15 protein-coding genes are annotated in these 17,215 nt (G+C 68.6%); 8 read left to right on the top strand and 7 right to left on the bottom strand.

The window, feature by feature from the left end; genetic code table 11:
* Positions 1-82: 82 nt before the first annotated feature.
* The 8 genes from QN163_01535 (at position 83) to QN163_01500 (ending at position 12,026) form a co-directional block, all read left to right on the top strand.
* Positions 83-670, top strand: coding sequence for a TetR/AcrR family transcriptional regulator (locus QN163_01535; protein ID MDR5682695.1), 588 nt, complete (start codon positions 83-85; stop codon positions 668-670).
* Between the two features lie 18 nt (positions 671-688).
* Entirely contained in the window at positions 689-3,082 is a 2,394-nt protein-coding gene (locus tag QN163_01530; protein MDR5682694.1) for a 3-hydroxyacyl-CoA dehydrogenase/enoyl-CoA hydratase family protein, read from the top strand.
* Positions 3,083-3,122: 40 nt separating this feature from the next.
* Positions 3,123-4,304, top strand: a complete 1,182-nt coding sequence (locus QN163_01525) for an acetyl-CoA C-acyltransferase (GenBank protein ID MDR5682693.1) — start codon at positions 3,123-3,125, stop codon at positions 4,302-4,304.
* A gap of 32 nt (positions 4,305-4,336) precedes the next feature.
* The gene (locus QN163_01520) at positions 4,337-6,103 is read left to right on the top strand and encodes an acyl-CoA dehydrogenase family protein (GenBank protein MDR5682692.1); all 1,767 of its coding nucleotides are present in this window, start codon (positions 4,337-4,339) and stop codon (positions 6,101-6,103) included.
* Positions 6,104-6,146: 43 nt separating this feature from the next.
* Complete coding sequence (locus tag QN163_01515) at positions 6,147-7,823, top strand: long-chain fatty acid--CoA ligase (protein ID MDR5682691.1); 1,677 nt, start codon at positions 6,147-6,149, stop codon at positions 7,821-7,823.
* Between the two features lie 187 nt (positions 7,824-8,010).
* Positions 8,011-9,816, top strand: coding sequence for an ABC transporter ATP-binding protein (locus tag QN163_01510; protein ID MDR5682690.1), 1,806 nt, complete (start codon positions 8,011-8,013; stop codon positions 9,814-9,816).
* Positions 9,813-11,645, top strand: a complete 1,833-nt coding sequence (locus QN163_01505) for an ABC transporter ATP-binding protein (GenBank protein ID MDR5682689.1) — start codon at positions 9,813-9,815, stop codon at positions 11,643-11,645. The genes QN163_01510 and QN163_01505 overlap by 4 nt, the downstream gene beginning before the upstream one ends.
* Positions 11,646-11,681: 36 nt before the next feature.
* A complete protein-coding gene (locus tag QN163_01500; protein MDR5682688.1) occupies positions 11,682-12,026 on the top strand; it encodes a hypothetical protein in 345 nt (114 codons plus the stop codon).
* Positions 12,027-12,088: 62 nt separating this feature from the next.
* Here the strand turns inward: QN163_01500 and QN163_01495 are convergent, their stop codons facing one another.
* The 7 genes from QN163_01495 to QN163_01465 form a co-directional block, all read right to left on the bottom strand.
* A complete protein-coding gene (locus QN163_01495) occupies positions 12,089-12,487 on the bottom strand; it encodes a S1 RNA-binding domain-containing protein (protein MDR5682687.1) in 399 nt (132 codons plus the stop codon).
* Between the two features lie 93 nt (positions 12,488-12,580).
* Complete coding sequence (locus QN163_01490) at positions 12,581-12,934, bottom strand: septum formation initiator family protein (protein MDR5682686.1); 354 nt, start codon at positions 12,932-12,934, stop codon at positions 12,581-12,583.
* Between the two features lie 164 nt (positions 12,935-13,098).
* On the bottom strand, positions 13,099-13,806 hold the full coding sequence (locus tag QN163_01485) for a transglycosylase SLT domain-containing protein (GenBank protein ID MDR5682685.1): 708 nt from the start codon (positions 13,804-13,806) through the stop codon (positions 13,099-13,101).
* Positions 13,803-15,074: a phosphopyruvate hydratase gene (gene eno / locus QN163_01480; GenBank protein ID MDR5682684.1), complete on the bottom strand. Its 1,272-nt coding sequence runs from the start codon at positions 15,072-15,074 to the stop codon at positions 13,803-13,805. The genes QN163_01485 and eno overlap by 4 nt, the downstream gene beginning before the upstream one ends.
* Positions 15,075-15,111: 37 nt before the next feature.
* On the bottom strand, positions 15,112-15,471 hold the full coding sequence (locus QN163_01475; protein ID MDR5682683.1) for an RNA-binding S4 domain-containing protein: 360 nt from the start codon (positions 15,469-15,471) through the stop codon (positions 15,112-15,114).
* A complete protein-coding gene (gene mazG, locus QN163_01470; protein MDR5682682.1) occupies positions 15,435-16,235 on the bottom strand; it encodes a nucleoside triphosphate pyrophosphohydrolase in 801 nt (266 codons plus the stop codon). Before mazG ends, QN163_01475 begins: the two co-directional genes overlap by 37 nt.
* A 10-nt stretch (positions 16,236-16,245) precedes the next feature.
* Entirely contained in the window at positions 16,246-17,211 is a 966-nt protein-coding gene (locus QN163_01465) for a peptidylprolyl isomerase (protein ID MDR5682681.1), read from the bottom strand.
* Positions 17,212-17,215 lie beyond the last annotated feature (4 nt).

Raw genomic sequence — 17,215 nt, 5'->3', positions numbered from 1 at the left:
CCGAGCGTGGTGACTTCCCGGGCGTTGACGCGCGGGCGCGGGGTGCCGTAGCCTGAATCTACCAAACGTTCGGTAGGCCTGGATGGCTGACGTAGCGATCCGCCCCAGACACGAGGAACTGCTCGCCGCTGCGGTGCGGCTGTTCCGGGAGCGCGGCTACCACGCCACCTCGATGCAGGACCTCGCCGCCTCGCTTCGCGTCCAGCGCGGCAGCCTCTACCACTACATCGAGGCCAAGGAGGACCTGCTCTGGGAGATCATGGAGCGCGCCCTCGGCCGCCTGTTCGCCGCGGTCGAGCCGGTCGCCCTCTCCCAGCGTCCGCCGACCGAGCGGCTGCGCGCCGCGATCGCCGCCCACCTCGCCGTCGCCGCCGAACTCCGCGACGAGCTGACCATTCTCCACGTCGAACTGAAGTCGCTGTCGGCCGACCGCCGACGCCGCATGGCCGATCGACGTGACCGCTACGAGGCGCTGTTCCGCGACCTGATCGGCGACGGCGTGCGCAGCGGCGCGTTCCGTCCGGTCGACCCGAAGACGGCGACGTTCGCGATCCTCGGGGCGTGCAACTGGTTCACGCAGTGGTTCCGGCCCGACGGTGCGCTTCCGCACACCGCGTTCGCGGCGGCGTTCGCCGACCTGTTCGTTTTGGGTCTGCGCGCCGGCGCTTGACACAGCCAGGAGGTCTGCATGCTCGAGCACATCCGTGGTGCCGCGGTCCTGGGTGCGGGCACGATGGGGTCCCAGATCGCGGCGCTGTTCGCCAACGCCGGCGTGCCGGTGCTGCTGCTGGACATCGTGCCGTCCGAACTCACCGAGGAAGACAGACAGCGCGAGCTGACCCTCGACCACCGCGAGGTGCGCAACCGCCTCGCCCGCGCGGGGCTGGAGCGGGCGCTGGCGGCCAAGCCCGCCGCCTTCACACTCCCCGAGCGCGCCCAGCTGGTGACCGTCGGGAACTTCGAGGACGACTTGGCGCGCATCGCCGACTGCGACTGGGTCATCGAGGCGGTCGTCGAGGAGATCGGGATCAAGCGGGCGCTGATGGAGCGGGTGGAGCGCCACTGGAAGAGCGGGACGATCGTCAGCACGAACACCTCGGGCCTGCCCATCCACGACATCGCCGAGGGTCGCTCCGAAGGATTCCGGCGCCACTTCCTGGGCACGCACTTCTTCAACCCGCCCCGGTACCTGAAGCTGCTCGAACTGATCCCCACCCTGCAGACCGACCCCGCCGTCGTCCGGCGGGTGGCCGCCCTCGGCAGCCGCGTCCTGGGCAAGGGCATCGTCTACGCGAAGGACACCCCCAACTTCATCGCCAACCGCATCGGCACCTTCGGCTTCCTGCACGCCCTGCGCGTGATGATGGAAGAAGAGTTGACGATCGAGGAGGTCGACGAGCTCACCGGCCCGCTGCTCGGCCGACCCCGCAGCGCCACCTTTCGCACCACGGACATCGTCGGTCTGGACGTCCTCGCGCACGTGGCCCGCAATTCCTACGAGCGCCTGCACGACGACGAGCACCGCGACGTCTTCCGGTTGCCGGACTTCGTGCAGAAGATGCTTGAGCGCGGGCTGCTGGGCGAGAAGACCGGTGCGGGCTTCTACAAGCGCGTCGATGGTGAGATCCACGCCCTCGACTACCGCACGCTCGAGTACCGTCCGCGCCAGAGACCAAAAATCCCCACGGTCGACGCGGTCCGCAACGTCGAGGACTTCGGGCGCCGCGTCCGAGCGGTGCTCGCCGCCGGCGACCGGGCGTCGCGGTTTCTGTGGCGTACGATGTCGGGTGTGCTCACCTACGCCGCCCGCCGCGTCCCGGAGATCGCGGACGACATCGTCAACGTCGACCGCGCGATGAAGTGGGGCTTCGGATGGGAACTCGGACCGTTTGAGACGTGGGACGTCTTGGGGGTCGAGGAAATCGCGAACCGCCTGACCGCCGAAGGCGTCGCCCTGCCCGAACTCGTGCGCGACGTGCTGGCAGCAGGCGACGGTTCGTTCTACCGGCGGCGGAACGGAACCCTGGAGGCGTTCGATCCGCGCGAACGGGCCTACCGGCCGGTGGCGTGGCCCGAGGGCGTGATCGTGCTGGCCGAACGCAAGTCCCAGGGCGCGGTGGTCGCGCGCAACCCGGGTGCCAGCCTGGTGGATCTGGGCGACGGTGTGGGGTGCGTGGAGTTCCACAGCAAGATGAACGCGATCGGCGAGGACATCGTCTCGATGCTCCACCGCGCGCTGCGCGAGGCCGACATCCGGTTCGACGCGCTGGTGATCGGAAACCAGGGCCAGGACTTCTCGGTCGGGGCGAACCTGATGTTCTTGCTCATCGAAGCGCAGGAGCACAACTGGGAAGACCTCGACCTAGCGGTGCGCACGTTCCAAAATGTCAACATGGCGATCAAGTACGCCCGCAAACCGATCGTCGTCGCCCCTCGCGGACGTGTCCTGGGAGGCGGTTGCGAGATCGTCCTGCACGCGCCGCGGGCGCAGGCGGCCATGGAGACCTACATGGGGCTGGTCGAGCTGGGGGTCGGACTGATCCCCGCCGGCGGCGGCACGAAGGAAGCTGCCCTGCGGGCCGCCGAGCGCGTGCCGGACGAGGTGCCAGCCGACCTCTACTCGCCGGTGCGCTGGGCGTTCGAGAACATCGCGCTCGCCAAGGTGGGGACGTCAGCGGAGGAGTGCCGACGGCTGGGCTACCTGCGCGACGGCGACGGCATCTCGATGAGCCCCGACCGGCTGATCGCCGACGCCAAGGCCGTGGCCCTCACCTTGGCTGCGACCGGTTACCGGATGCCGCTGCGCCGCAAGTTCCGGGTGGGCGGCGAACGCGTGCGGGCCGCCCTGTACGCCGGATTGTACAACCTGCGGATCGGCGGGCACATCACGGAGTACGACGAGCACATCGCCCGCAAACTCGCCTACGTGATCACCGGCGGCGACGTGCCCGAAGGCGCCTGGGTGAGCGAAGAGCACCTGCTGGACCTCGAGCGGGAAGCCTTCTTAAGCCTGCTCGGAGAGAGGAAGACGCAGGAGCGCATCAAGCATATGCTGGAGAGGGGCAGGCCGCTGCGGAACTAGGCGTTGCTCCCTCCGAGCAGGGGGACGCCGAGGGGAAGCGATGCAGGACGCACTCATCGTGACCGCCGTCCGGACGGCGGTCGGTAAGGCAACGCGCGGATCGCTCAAGGACGCGCGTCCGGACGAACTCGCCGCCCAGGTGATCCGGGGCGCGCTGGCGCGGACGCCCGGACTCGATCCCGCCGATGTCGATGACGTGATCCTGGGCTGCGCGATGCCCGAGGGCGAGCAGGGGCTGAACGTCGCCCGCATCGCCGCGTTGCGGGCCGGGATCCCCGACTCGGTGCCGGCGGTCACCGTGAACCGGTTCTGCTCGTCGGGCCTCCAGGCCATCGCGATGGCCGCAGAGAGGATCATGGCCGGATGGGCTGACGTCGTCGTGGCCGGCGGCACGGAGAGCATGAGCCAGATCCCTTCGGTGGGTGTCCGGTTCGCACCGCACCCCGAACTCGTGGAGAGCTGGCCCGAGATCTACATCTCGATGGGCAACACCGCCGAGTGTGTCGCCCGGCGCTTCGGCATCCCCAGAGAGGAGCAGGACGCGTACGGGCTGCGTAGCCATCAGCGGGCGGCGGCAGCCATCCGGGACGGACGGTTCCGCGACGAGATCGTCCCCGTCACGGTGCGGCGGTGGGAGGACGACGGTCCGGCACCGCGGCCGCGGGAGATCGTCTTCGAGGTCGACGAGGGCGTACGGTTCGACACGAGCCTGGAGCAGATGGCGAAGCTGCGCCCGGCGTTCGCTCGCGACGGGACCGTCACCGCCGGCAACTCCTCGCAGACCAGCGACGGTGCGGCCGCCTGCGTCGTCATGAGCGCCCGGCGTGCCGACGCGCTGGGGCTGCGGCCCCTGGCAGTGTTCCGCTCGTTCGCCGTCGCCGGCGTCGCCCCCGAGATCATGGGGATCGGACCGGTCGAGGCCATCCCCAAGGCGTGCCGCCTGGCCGGCATCCGGCTGCAGGACGTGGACCTGATCGAACTCAACGAGGCGTTTGCGTCCCAGACGATCGCGGTGATGCGGCAACTCGACCTCGACCCCGACAGGACCAACCCCAACGGTGGCGCCATCGCGCTGGGACACCCCCTCGGCTGCACCGGTGCCAAGCTGACGGCCACGCTGCTGCACGAGATGCACCGTCGGAACGCCCGGTACGGGATCGTCACGATGTGCGTCGGCGGCGGCATGGGTGCCGCCGGGGTGTTCGAGAAGCCAAGCGCCTGACCGGTGGGACGAACGACAGACGGAGGTCCGTCATGGAGACCGAGGCACGCACGGCCCTGCCCGGAGGAGGCTTTCTGATCGACCGCGCAACCCCCGGTGACGTCTTCACGCCGGAAGACCTCAACGAAGAGCAGCGCATGGTCCGCAAGGCCGCCTCCGACTTCTTCGCACGCGAAGTCGCGCCGCGCGCGGAGGCGATCGAGAAGCAGGATTGGGACGTCACCAAGATGCTGCTGCGGCGGCTGGGCGAGATGGGTTTCCTGGCGCCCGATCTGCCGGAGGCGTACGGAGGCGGGGGGATGGACAGCCTGGCGTCCCTCGTCATCGCCGAGCGCATCTCAGCCGGCTCGTTCTCCGTCACCTACGGGGCCCACGTGGGCATCGGCATGCTGCCGATCGCGTTCTTCGGCACGGAGGAACAGAAACGCCGCTACCTGCCGGCGATGGCCCGTGCGGAGAAGATCGGTGCGTATGCGCTCACCGAGCCCACGGCCGGATCGGACGCGCTGTCCATCCGGACGCGCGCGGTGCTCAGCCCCGAGGGGCAGCACTACCTGCTCAGCGGACAGAAACAGTTCATCACGAACTCCGCGATCGCCGACGTCTTCGTGACCTACGCGAAGATCGACGGCGAGCACTTCACCGCGTTCATCGTCGACCGCGACACCGAGGGTCTGACGATCGGCGACGAGGAACACAAACTCGGCGTCAAAGGCTCTTCGACGCGCAGCCTGTTCTTCGAGAACGCGAAGGTCCCCGTCGCCAACCTCCTCGGCGAGGTGGGTAAGGGGCACCGGGTGGCCTTCAACATCCTGAACCTGGGCCGGTTCAAGCTGGGCGCGTGGTGTATGGGCGCTGCGAAGTACGCGCTGCACCAGGCGGTCGGCTACGCAGTCGAGCGGCGGCAGTTCGGGAAGCCGATCGCCGAGTTCGGTCTGATCCGGCAGAAGCTGGCCCAGATCGTGATCGGCACGTACGTCGCCGAGAGCATGGTCTACCGGACTGGGGGACTGGTCGAGTCCGCGGTGGGGAGCATCCGCGGCAGCGAAGAGGTCGTGCGGGCCCTCGAGGAGTACGCGATCGAGTCCTCGATCAACAAGGTATTCGCCTCCGAGATGCTCGACCGCGTCGTCGACGAAGTCGTCCAGATCTACGGCGGCTACGGCTACATCGAGGACTACCCTGCGGCGCGCGCCTACCGTGATTCCCGGATCAACCGGATCTGGGAGGGCACCAACGAGATCAACCGCATGCTGATCGTCGACATGCTGACCAAGCGGGCGATGCGCGGGCGGCTGAACCTGCTGCCGGCGATCCAGCGGGTGGTCGGCGACCTGACGGAGCTGAGCCCGTCGGCCGAAGCCGCCGACGGCCCCCTGGCGGAGGAGGCCGCGCTCGTCGAGGCCATCAAGAAGGCCGCGCTGTTCGCCGCGGGTGTGGCGGTGCAGAAGCACCTCGATCAGCTCGAGCACCAGCAGGAGATCCTCGCCTGGATCGCCGACCTCGTTACCGAGGCCTTCGCGGCCGAGAGCGCCCTGCTGCGTGCCCAGAAGGCGCACCGGCGGGGCGCCGAGCGGGCGGACCTCTTCGCCGCCATGACCCGGGCGCACGTCCACGCCGCGATGCCCCGTGTGGAGGCGACGGCGCGCCACGTGCTCGCCGCCACCGACGAGGGCGATGCGCTGCGGACCGCACTGAGCGGCCTACGCCGCCTGCTCCGCTACACGCCGGCCAACCTCGTCGCCCTGCAGCGGGAGGTGGCGGATGCGGTGATCCGTGCGGGAGGCTACCCGGAGTAGCGACGGGCCACGAGCCATCCACTCCCGACTTTGGAGGTGAGCCATGGCCACCGAACTCTTGTCCGAGCGCCCCTGGATACGCTTCTACGACCCCGGCGTACCCGCCACGCTGGAGTACCGCGCCATCCCCCTGCACCGGATCCTCGAGGAGGCGGCGCAACGGTACGGAACCCGAGACGCGCTGATCTTCTTCGGCAGGCGCATCACCTTCGCCGATCTCGACGCGCTCGCCAATCGATTCGCCGCCGGCCTGCAGCGGCTGGGTGTGCGCAGGGGGACACCGGTGTCTTTGCACCTGCCGAACTGTCCGCAGTTCGTCATCGCCTACTACGGCATCCTCAAGGCCGGCGGAATCGTGGTGCCGCACAACCCCCTGTATACCGAACGTGAGGTCGCCCAGCAGCTGCGGGACTCGGGGGCGGAGGTCGCCCTCACGCTCACGATGATGTACCCGACCGTCTCCGCGGCGGCCCGGGACACCGCGGTGCGCGAGATCGTCTACACCGCGATCAACGAGTACATGCCGCCGCTGCTGAGGCTGCTGTACCCGCTGAAGGCCCGGCGCGAAGGGCAGTGGGTATCGGTGCGGCCGGGGTCGGGGGTGCGTCCGTTCACCGACCTGCTCGCCGACGCCGCCCTCACGCCGGTCGAGGTCTCCCCGCAAGACCCCGCGGTCTACCTGTACACGGGAGGTACGACCGGCATCCCCAAGGCAGCGATCCTCACGCACCGCAACCTCGTGTGCAACACGGCGCAGGCCATCGCGTGGTTCCCGAACATCGATCCGGCGGGAGAGCGCTCGATGGCCGTCGTGCCGTTCTTCCACAGCTACGGCATGACGGCGGTGATGAACTTCTCCGTCTGGACCGGGACCACGATCATCCTGGTGCCGCGGTTCGACCAGGAGATGGTGCTGGACGCGGTCGCCAAGCACAGACCGACTCTGTTCCACGGCGTGCCCACGATGTATATGGCACTGCTGAACAACCCGAAGCTGGGCAGGTACGACCTACGGTCGATTCGGGCCTGCATCAGCGGCGCGATGGCGCTGCCGCAGGAAGTACAGCGGCGCTGGGAGGAGGCCACCGGCGGCCGCCTCGTCGAAGGGTACGGCCTGACCGAGGCGTCTCCGATCACCCACTGCAACCCCGTGTTCGGGCACCGGAAAGCCGGCAGCATCGGCGTCCCGTTCCCGGACACCGACGCCCGCGTCGTCGATCCCGACAGCGGACGCCCCCTTTCTACGAACGAGGTGGGCGAGCTGGCGATCCGCGGCCCCCAGGTGATGCAGGGATACCTCAACCGCCCCGACGAGACCGCCAACGTCCTGCGGGAGGGATGGCTGTTCACCGGGGACATGGCCCGGATGGACGAAGACGGGTTCTTCTACATCGTGGACCGCAAGAAGGAGATGATCAACGTCGGCGGCCTCAAGGTGTTCCCGCGCGACGTCGAAGAAGTCCTCTACACACACCCCGCGGTGCGTGAGGCGGCGGCGATCGGCGTGCCCGACCCGGCGCGCGGCGAGGTCGTGAAGGCGTTCGTCGTCCTCAAGGAGGGCGCCACCGCCACCGCGGACGAGATCATCGCCTTCTGCCGTGAGCGGCTGACCGGATACAAGGTGCCGAGGGTCGTCGAGTTCCGCGAGGCGCTGCCCAAGACGTTGATCGGCAAGATCCTGCGCCGCGCGCTCGTCGAGGAGGAACTGGCCAGGCGCTGAGCCCACCCTGCCACCCCGGCCGGTCGAGCTTACCCCTTTGGGAATCGTGTTCTCGTGAAGTTTCGTATAGTCCAGTAAACGCCCCGCAGCGGTCCTGCCGCCGCGGTGATATAATGCGCTTTGTCCTGTCCGGCAGACGCCTTTCTCATCGGGCCGACCCCGTCCGGTCGCCTTCGTAGGGATACACGTGCTCAGCCGACGATTCTGGGGATACGTTCGACGCCACCGCCGCGCCTACCGCCTCGGTTACGCGGCGGTCGTCGCGTCGATCGTCATGGCGCAGCTGTCGCCGTGGGTGCTGCGTGCCGCCATCGATGGCATCGGCCGCGGCGAGGCCATGCACCGCCTGCTCCTGTACGCCGGGACGCTGCTCTTCCTGGCCCTGGTGGAAGCGGCGTTCAGCTACGCGATGCGCCTGCAGATCCTGGGCGCCGCCCACAAGATCGAGACCGAGCTGCGCCGGGACTTCTTTGCCCACCTCCAGCGCATGGACCTGGGGTTCTTCCACGGCATCCGCACCGGCGACCTCATGGCCCGTGCCGTCAACGACATCCGTGCCGTGATGCGCTTTGCGGGTGTGGGCCTCATGCGGTCGGTGCACACCGCGATCATGCTGGTCGCCTCGGTGGCCTTCATGCTGACGATCAGCACGCGGCTCACGCTGTGGGTGATGTCGGTCCTGCCGCTGGTGACCGTCCTGTTCGTCGTGCTGGGACGCGAGATCCACCGCCGGTTCGACCGCGTGCAGGAGCAGTTCAGCTCGCTGTCGGCGCGCGCCCAGGAGAACTTCAGCGGCATCCGCGTCGTGAAGGCCTTCGCTCAGGAAGAGGCGGAGTGCGAGAAGTTCGAGGGCGAAAACCGCACCGTCTTGGAGACGAACCTCCGTCTTGCCCGGGTTCAGGGGGCCCTGTGGCCGGCCATCGGACTCATCCTGGGTCTGGCCGCGGTCGTCCTGCTGTGGCAGGGGGGAAGCGAGGTGATCCGGGGACGGATCACGCTCGGGCAAATGGTGCAGTTCTCCTACTACCTGGCGCGGCTGAGCTTTCCGATGATCGCGCTCGGCTGGGTCCTGACCCTCTGGCAGCAGGGACGCGCCTCGATGGAGAGGCTGGACGAGATCTTCAATACCCTACCCCGCATCGCCGACCCCAAGGATCCGATCGTGCTCTCACAGCCGCATGGGGAGATCGAGTTTCGCGGCGTCACGTTCGCGTACGACGGTCGGCCGGTGTTGCGCGGCATCGACCTGCGGATCCCGGCCGGGAGCACGCTGGCGGTGGTCGGCCCGACCGGGTCGGGCAAGAGCACGCTGGTGAACCTCATCGCCCGGCTGTACGACCCGACCAAGGGCCGGATCCTGCTGGACGGATACGATCTCCGCCGCCTGGCGTTGCGGTCCCTGCGAGGAGCCATCGGGTTCGTGCAGCAGGAGACGTTCTTGTTCTCGGACACCCTGCGCGAGAACATCGCCTTCGGCCTGGAGGAGCCCGACGAAACGCGGGTCCGCGAGGCCGCCGAGATCTCGCGCATCGCGCGCGACATCCAGGACTTCCCGCGCGGCTACGACACCGTCGTCGGCGAACGGGGTGTCACGCTGTCCGGCGGACAGAAGCAGCGGACGGCGATCGCCCGCGCTGTCGCCCGCGACCCGCGGATCCTCATCCTCGACGACGCCCTGAGCAGCGTCGACACCCAGACCGAGGAGGAGGTTTTGCATCGGCTGCGCGAGGTGATGGCGTCTCGGACGAGCATCATCATCTCGCACCGCATCTCCACCATCCGCGACGCCGACTGGATCGTCGTGCTCGACGACGGCCGCATCGCCGAGCAGGGGACACACGACACCCTCCTCGCCCGAGGAGGACTGTACGCGGATTTGTACGAGAAGCAGTTGCTGCGCGAGGCGCTTGAAGCGACGGACGTGCCGGATGCAGCAGATCCGGGATCGGCGATCGGGGCCGAGCGAACCGAAGGCGAACCACCGACACGATGAGCACCCACTTCCAGGAGGACGAGATCCTCGGACAGGCCTACGACGCCCGGCTCATGCGGCGCCTGCTGGGCTACGTGCGACCGTACTGGCCGATCGTCGCGGTCGCTGTCCTCCTCCTGCTGGTGGCCTCCCTGACGGAACTGGCAGGACCGCAGCTGTACCGCATCGCAATCGACCGCTACATCGCCCCTGCGGTCGGCGCGCCCGCAGGGATCGAGATGCGGGGATTGACCGGTGTGGCGCTCTTGTACCTGTTGATCCTCGGCGTGGGGTTCGGCGCCCGCTGGCTGCAGAGCTACCTCATGCAGCTCGTGGGGCAGCGCGTGATGTACGACCTCCGCATGCAGTTGTTCCGCCACCTGCAGTCGCTCCCGGTGAGCTTCTTCAACCGCAACCCGGTGGGCCGGCTGGTCACCCGCATCACGAACGACGTGGATTCGCTCAACGAGCTGATCACATCCGGAGTCGTCGCCGTGTTCGGCGACTTCTTCACGCTTGTCGGCATCATGGCCGTCATGCTCTACATGGACTGGCGGCTGGCCCTGGTCACGTTCTCGGTGCTGCCGCTCATCTACTGGGCAACCGACCGGTTTCGGGTACGGGCGCGCGAGGCCTACCGTGCCATCCGCGTTCGTCTGGCCCGGATCAACGCCTACCTCAACGAACACATCATGGGGATGGCCATCGTCCAGGTCTTCAACCGGGAAGCGCGCAGCCTCCGCAGGTTCGACGAGCTGAACAACAGCTACCTCGAAGCCAACCTGGCGGCCATCCGCAACTTCGCTCAGTTCTTCCCCACCATTCAGGTCCTGGGCACGCTGTCCGTCGCCCTCCTGCTGTGGTATGGGGGCGGGCAGGTCGTGCAGGGGGCCGTGACGCTGGGCGTCCTCGTGGCCGCGATCCAGTACGCGGAGCGTTTCTTCGATCCGATCCGGGACCTGTCGGAGAAGTTCAACCTGCTCCAGCAGGCGATGGCGTCCTGCGAACGCATCTTCCGGCTGCTGGACGAGCCGGTCACGGTCCAAGATCCACCCCAGCCGGTCCCGCTCACGAAGGTCCGCGGCCACATCGAGTTCCGCGACGTCTGGTTCGCCTACGAGGACGACGAGGGCTGGGCGCTGCGCGGGGTCTCGTTCGAGATCCACCCGGGTCAGAGCGTAGCGTTCGTGGGGCACACGGGAGCCGGCAAGACCTCGATCATCAACCTCCTCTGCCGCTTCTTCGACCCGCAGCGCGGACAGGTGCGCATCGACGGCGTCGACGTACGGCAGCTGCGCCAGCAGGAGCTGCGCCGCCACATCGGGCTGGTGCTGCAGGACGTCTTTTTGTTCGCGGGCACGATCGAGGACAACATCCGCCTGGGCAACAGGGAGATCACGCCGGAACAGGTGCGCAGGGCCGCGGAGTACGTCGGCGCCCACCGGTTCATCGAGCGGTTGCCCGAAGGCTACCAGACGGACGTGCGCGAGCGCGGCGCGCGCCTGTCGGTGGGGCAGAAACAGCTGATCGCGTTTGCACGCGCGATCGCCCACAACCCCGAGGTCCTCCTGGTCCTCGACGAGGCCACGAGCAGCGTGGACACCGAGACGGAGATGCTGATCCAGGAGGCGATGGCCCGGGTGCTGCGCAACCGCACCTCGATCATCATCGCCCACCGCCTCTCGACGATCCAGCACGTCGACCGTATCATCGTGCTGCACAAGGGCAGGATCGCTGAGCAGGGAACGCACCGGGAGCTGCTCGCCCAAGGTGGCATCTACGCGAAGCTCTACCGCCTCCAGTACGAGGACCAGGAGGTGCGGCGCGTTGCCGAGGCGGCGGGCGACTGACGACCCGCGGCCGAGTCAACCGCGCTCTTCGACGCCGTGACCGAAGAGCAGATCGTCGCGCAGATCCGCACCGTCATCCACGAAGCCATCGCCGAGCGCCGCGGGCTGGTGGCCTTCACGAAACTCGAAGCGCTCGAGATGGACCGCCTGGCCCGCAAGACCGAACGGGAAGCGCTCGCCCGCGCCGCGGCGCTCTTGCCCGAGGTCGCCTTCCGATGGGAGATCAACGAGATCCGCGACGCGATCGCCGAGATGGAGCGCCAGCTGGCCGGGGTCGACGAACTCACCGGCATCCGCGACGCCTCTCGTGCCCTCGCCCGCGACGAGGTCATCTGGCAGACGTTCGAACGCGTGGCGCAACTGCTGGGGCTGTCGGAGTAGGTGCGCGCCGAGCACCACGGGTCCGCGGAGGAACCACGCTGAGGTGGACTTCGGGGATCGGATCAGCGCCGGCGGCGCCCGCGACCGCCGCGCTTGGCCTCGGTGTTGCGCTTGAGGTCGAGCAGCCGCTCCTCGCTCTGCTTGAGGAAGGCCTTCAGCTTCTCCTCGAAGGTCGTCCGCTGCTTCTGCCGGTTGGCACGCTCCTCGGGACTGAGGGCCTGTTTGACGGACAGGTCGAGCTTGCCCCGCTCGTTGAGGCCCAGAACTTTCACGCGGACGGTCTGGCCCTCGCGCAAATACTCCCGGATGTCGCGGACGAAGGTGTCGGCGATCTCGGAGATGTGAACCAACCCGCTGCGGCCGCTGGGGAGGTCCACGAACGCGCCGTAGTTCGTGATCTTCGCGACCACGCCCTCGACGATCTGGCCGATCTGCACCGTGGCGTTCCCTTCGGCGCCCATGTCGCCTGCGGGCTTGCCGTCCGGAAAATTCGGCTGCATTCTACGGCCCCCGCCAGCCCGAGTCAACGCAACGGAAGACCGGGTCCAGCCCCCTCAGGGGACGGGTTCGGGCGTTGGGTCCGGCGTCGGTCTGGGCAACAGGACGACGGCGATCTCGCCCGGACGGACCAGGCCCAGTTGCTCTCGCGCCACACGCTCGATGTACGCCGGCTGCTGCAACAGCCGGATCTGCTCGCGCAACCGCCCGTTCTCCTCGACCAGCGACGACCGGGTCCGTTCGAGCTCGGCAATCTGTCGGTCCAGCAGGTACACACGGTATGCGGCCCGTCCGAAGGATACCGCGAACGACACCACCAGGACCCCTGCGATGACCAAGCGCAGTCCGCGCGCGAGTCGCGACGTGCGTCCGGTTCGGCCCGCAGACGCCGCTGCTGCGTGTGTTGCCACGAGTGTGCTCCGTCGACGGCCCGGACCGCCTTCCTGTCGCCGGCGACCCGGACCTGGCTGCGTCCCGCACTGCGTGCAGCGACCCCGCTACGACCCTTCGCTCGGAAACTTCCCGAAGACCCATCCGATCTCCTGCCGCAGACCCGACGCACGGGGGCCGGCCACTAGCGCGCGACGGCCGCCCGCACGATCGCCAGGGTGACCCCCGCGCACGCGAGGAGACCGACCCAAAAGGCCGCCTGCCAGACCTCGAACGACCGGATGGCGCTCAACGCCCACGGGTGCAGAAAACCCGCACCGCGCCGCATCTCCAGCCATGCCAGGGAGACGTTGCGCACGTACCGCTCCGTCTCCGGGTAGCGGGGCCGGCCGTATCGTGCGACGGCTTCCGGCCCCGCGTTGTAGGCGGCCAGGGCCAGCCCGACGTCACCCCCGAACCGCACGAGCATCCTGCGCAGGTACCGGGCGCCGGCGTCCAGGTTGGCGTCCGGCCGAAAGGCGCACTCCGGGGCGCGGCACGCCGCCGGCGCGACTTCCGGCCAGGTCTGGGGCATCACCTGCATGAGACCGCGCGCCCCCTTCGGGGATAAGGCAGCGGGGTCGAAGTTCGATTCGATCGCGACCACCGCCGCCACGAGCGCCGGATCCAGCCCGTGACGGGCCGCGGCGCGGTTGATCGGCTCGGCGAACGGGATGCCGCGCGCCGGCACGGGCTGCGGGACATCTCGCCCCAGCAGCCGCAGGGCCTGCTGCGGGGCGTCGGTGACCCACCGTCCGATCACCGAGGTGCCCGCAGCCAGCAGCAGCCATAGGACGATCCATCCCCGGGGGACGTGCAGGCGGCGTCTGGCTCTCGAAGTCCGCGGCTTCACCGCGCGAAGGCCTGGCGGCCGGCGTACCGTGCCGCGGTCTTCAGGTCGTCTTCGATCCGCAGCAACTGATTGTACTTGGCCACCCGCTCGCTCCGGCAGGGCGCGCCGGTCTTGATCTGGCCACACCCGCAGGCAACGGCGAGGTCGGCGATCGTCACGTCTTCGGTCTCGCCAGAGCGGTGGGACAGGATGACGCCGTAACGCGACCCTTGGGCCAGCCGCACGGCGCCAGAGGTTTCGGTGAGTGTGCCGATCTGGTTGGGCTTGACGAGGATCGCGTTGGCCACGGACCGTTCGATGCCCTCCCGCAGACGGGCGACGTTCGTGACGAACAGGTCGTCACCGACGAGCTGGACCCGCCCGCCGAGCGCCTGCGTCAGGATTCCCCAACCATCCCAGTCGTCCTCGCTCATGCCGTCCTCGATGGACAGGATCGGGTATTGCTCGATCAGACTCTCGTAGTAGGCCACGACGCCGTCGGCGTCCAGTGCCCTGCCGTCGATGCGATATCGGCCGTCCCGGTACAGTTCGGTGGCGGCGACGTCGAGCGCGAGCGCGATCTCGCGGCCCGGCTCATAACCGGCCCGACGGATCGCCCCCACCAGCAGGTCCAGCGCCGCCCCGGCTCCGGGCAGGTCGGGCGCGAAGCCCCCTTCGTCGCCCACCCCCGTGTCGAGATCCCGCTCCCGCAGCAGGGCCTTGAGGTGGTGGTACGTCTCCGTGCCCATTCGGAGGGCGTCGGCAAACGACGGCGCGCCCACCGGAACGATCATAAACTCCTGGATGTCCAGGTCGTTGTCCGCGTGGGCCCCGCCGTTGATCACGTTCATCAGCGGGACCGGCAAGAGGTCGGCGAGCGCGCCTCCGAGATAGCGGTAGAGCATGACTCCCTGCTCGGACGCCATCGCCCGTGCGACCGCCAGCGAGGTCGCGAGGATGGCGTTGGCGCCCAGCGCGGACTTGTCGGCCGTCCCGTCGAGTTCGCAGAGGAGTCGGTCCAATCCGGCCTGGTCGGCGGCGTCGCGTCCGAGGATCTCCGGTGCGATCCGCTCCTGCACGTTGCGCACGGCCCGCCGCACGCCCCTGCCGAGGTAGCGCGCGACGTCGCCGTCGCGCAGTTCGACCGCCTCGTGGACACCGGTGCTGGCCCCGGACGGGACCGCCGCACGCCCCGTCGCGCCGCTCTCCAGGTGCACGTCCACCTCGACCGTCGGGTTGCCGCGCGAGTCGAGGACTTCCCTCGCGTAGACCGCCACGATCGAACTCATCGCCTCAAGCGCTCCTTTGGAACCTCGTCGCGATCGGTCACCACGCCTCCCGTACGCGGCTGCGGTCCACGATCTCGGTGAGCAGGGCGGCTTCCGATTTCGGCGGCGCACCGTCGGGGACCTTCAGCACACGCGCGGTGACCCTGCGGGTGCCGAAGTCGATCTCGATGATGTCCCCCGCCCGCACCGCGGTCGACGCCTTGGCCACGTGGTCGTTGACGCGCACCCGGTGATTCGAGCACAGCGCGTCGGCCAGCGTGCGGCGCTTGACGAGGCGGCTGACCTGCAGGAACTTGTCCAGGCGCACGGCTCTGCGGTCGACGGCTTGCGGCCCACCCAGCCGATCTTCGATCGGCGGCCCTACCCGCTGCCCGCCCTCTCCTTCGCTTCCCGCCACAGGCCCTCCAGGTCCGGCAAAGACATCTGCTCGACCCGGTGGCCGCGCTGGGCCGCCAGGTTCTCCATGGAGCGGAAGCGGCGGATGAACTTCGCACACGTGTCGCGCAGCGCCTGCTCGGCATCCACCCCCACGAAGGCCGCGACCTTCACGGTCGTCATCAGGACGTCGCCGACCTCCTCATGCACCGCGGATGCATCGTGGCGCTCGACGGCCTCGGTGAGTTCGCGCAGTTCCTCGTCGACCTTCACGAGCGCGCTCCGCGCGTCCGGCCACTCGAAGCCGGTCTGAGACACCCTCCGGTAGATCTCCTGGGCCCACATCAGCGCCGGCACCGCAGAGACCACGCCGTCCAGCACCGACGTCTGCTCGCCGCGCTCGGACTTTTTGATCTCCTCCCACCGTTGCTTCACTTTGTGCGGGGTGTCGATGCCCTCCGCGATGCGTCCCTGGGCGTCCGGGAAGACGTGGGGGTGGCGGCGCACCAGTTTGTCGCGAATCCCCGAGATCACGTCCTCGATCGTGAACCGACCGGCTTCCTCGGCGATGCGCGCGTGGAACACCACCTGAAGCAGCAGGTCTCCGAGTTCGTCGCGCAGCCGCTGAGGATCCTGCGCGTCGACGGCATCGAGGACCTCGTAGGCCTCCTCCAGGAGGTAAGGTCGCAACGACTCGTGGGTCTGTTGCCGGTCCCACGGGCATCCCCCGGGTCCGCGGAGCGCGGCCATCACGCGCACCAGGTCGTCGAAGCTCGTCTCGCCCAAGACGCGACCCTCAGATGTTCTTCACGATCTTGGCTTGCTCCCGCGCTGTCTTCAGCCACGCTTCGAACGCCGCGCGCCGCTTGCGGTCTGTGAGCACCCGGACGATCTGCTCCCGCGCGCCTTCCAGGGTGGCCGGCTTCGCCGCGGTCCTCTCCTGGACCTGCAGGATGTGGTACCCGAAGGACGTCTTCACCGGGTCGCTGATCTGGCCGACGGGCAGGGAGAACGCCGCCCGGTCGAACTCGGGCACGGTCTGTCCCCGCTGGATCGGGCCGAGTTCCCCTCCCTGGTCCTTGCTGCCTGGGTCCTGGCTCAGTTCCCTGGCCACGGCGGCGAAGTCCTCTCCGGCACGCAGTCTCGCCAGCACGATGCGCGCCTCCGATTCCGTCTTGACGAGGATGTGCCGGACGCGGGCCTGAGCGGGCTGGTCGAACGTCGAGCGGTTCTGGGCGAAGTACTGCCTGACCTCCGCCTCGCTGACCTGCGGCTGGCTGATGCCCGCGATCAGCTTCTGGGCGGTGAGGTCGAACCGGATGCGGTCCCGCAGGTCGGCCACCGACAGACCCCGCACCTTGAGCGCGCTCTCGAAGTCGGCCTGGGAGGGGAAGCTTCCACGGATCTCGGCGACTCGGGCGTCGACGTCGGTGTCCGAAGCGAGCAGATTGCGCCTGCGCGCCTCCTGCAGAATCAGGGCGCGGTCGATGAGCTGGTCGAGGATGCTGTCGGCGAGTTCCTTCCTCTGCTTGGGACCCTCTCCCTGCGTGAAGTCGATCCCGTACTGCTGGCCGATTTCCCGCACGTACCGGTCCACCTCGGCGGTGTAGATCGGTTCGCCGTTGACCGTCGCCGCGACCGCGCTGCGGGGCCGCAGTGCGCGCACTGCGACGACCGTCGCGCCCACCACCAGGGCCAGCGCGAGCACCGAGGCCACCCACGCCGTCCGGTTTCTCAGAAGGCTTCCCAGGGGGTTCCTCATCGGA

The sequence above is a fragment of the Armatimonadota bacterium genome (assembly GCA_031432545.1).
GTDB lineage: Bacteria > Sysuimicrobiota > Sysuimicrobiia > Sysuimicrobiales > Sysuimicrobiaceae > Caldifonticola > Caldifonticola tengchongensis.
The sequence above is the reverse complement of the archived record's forward strand: the minus strand, read 5'-3'. Positions and strand labels throughout refer to the sequence as shown.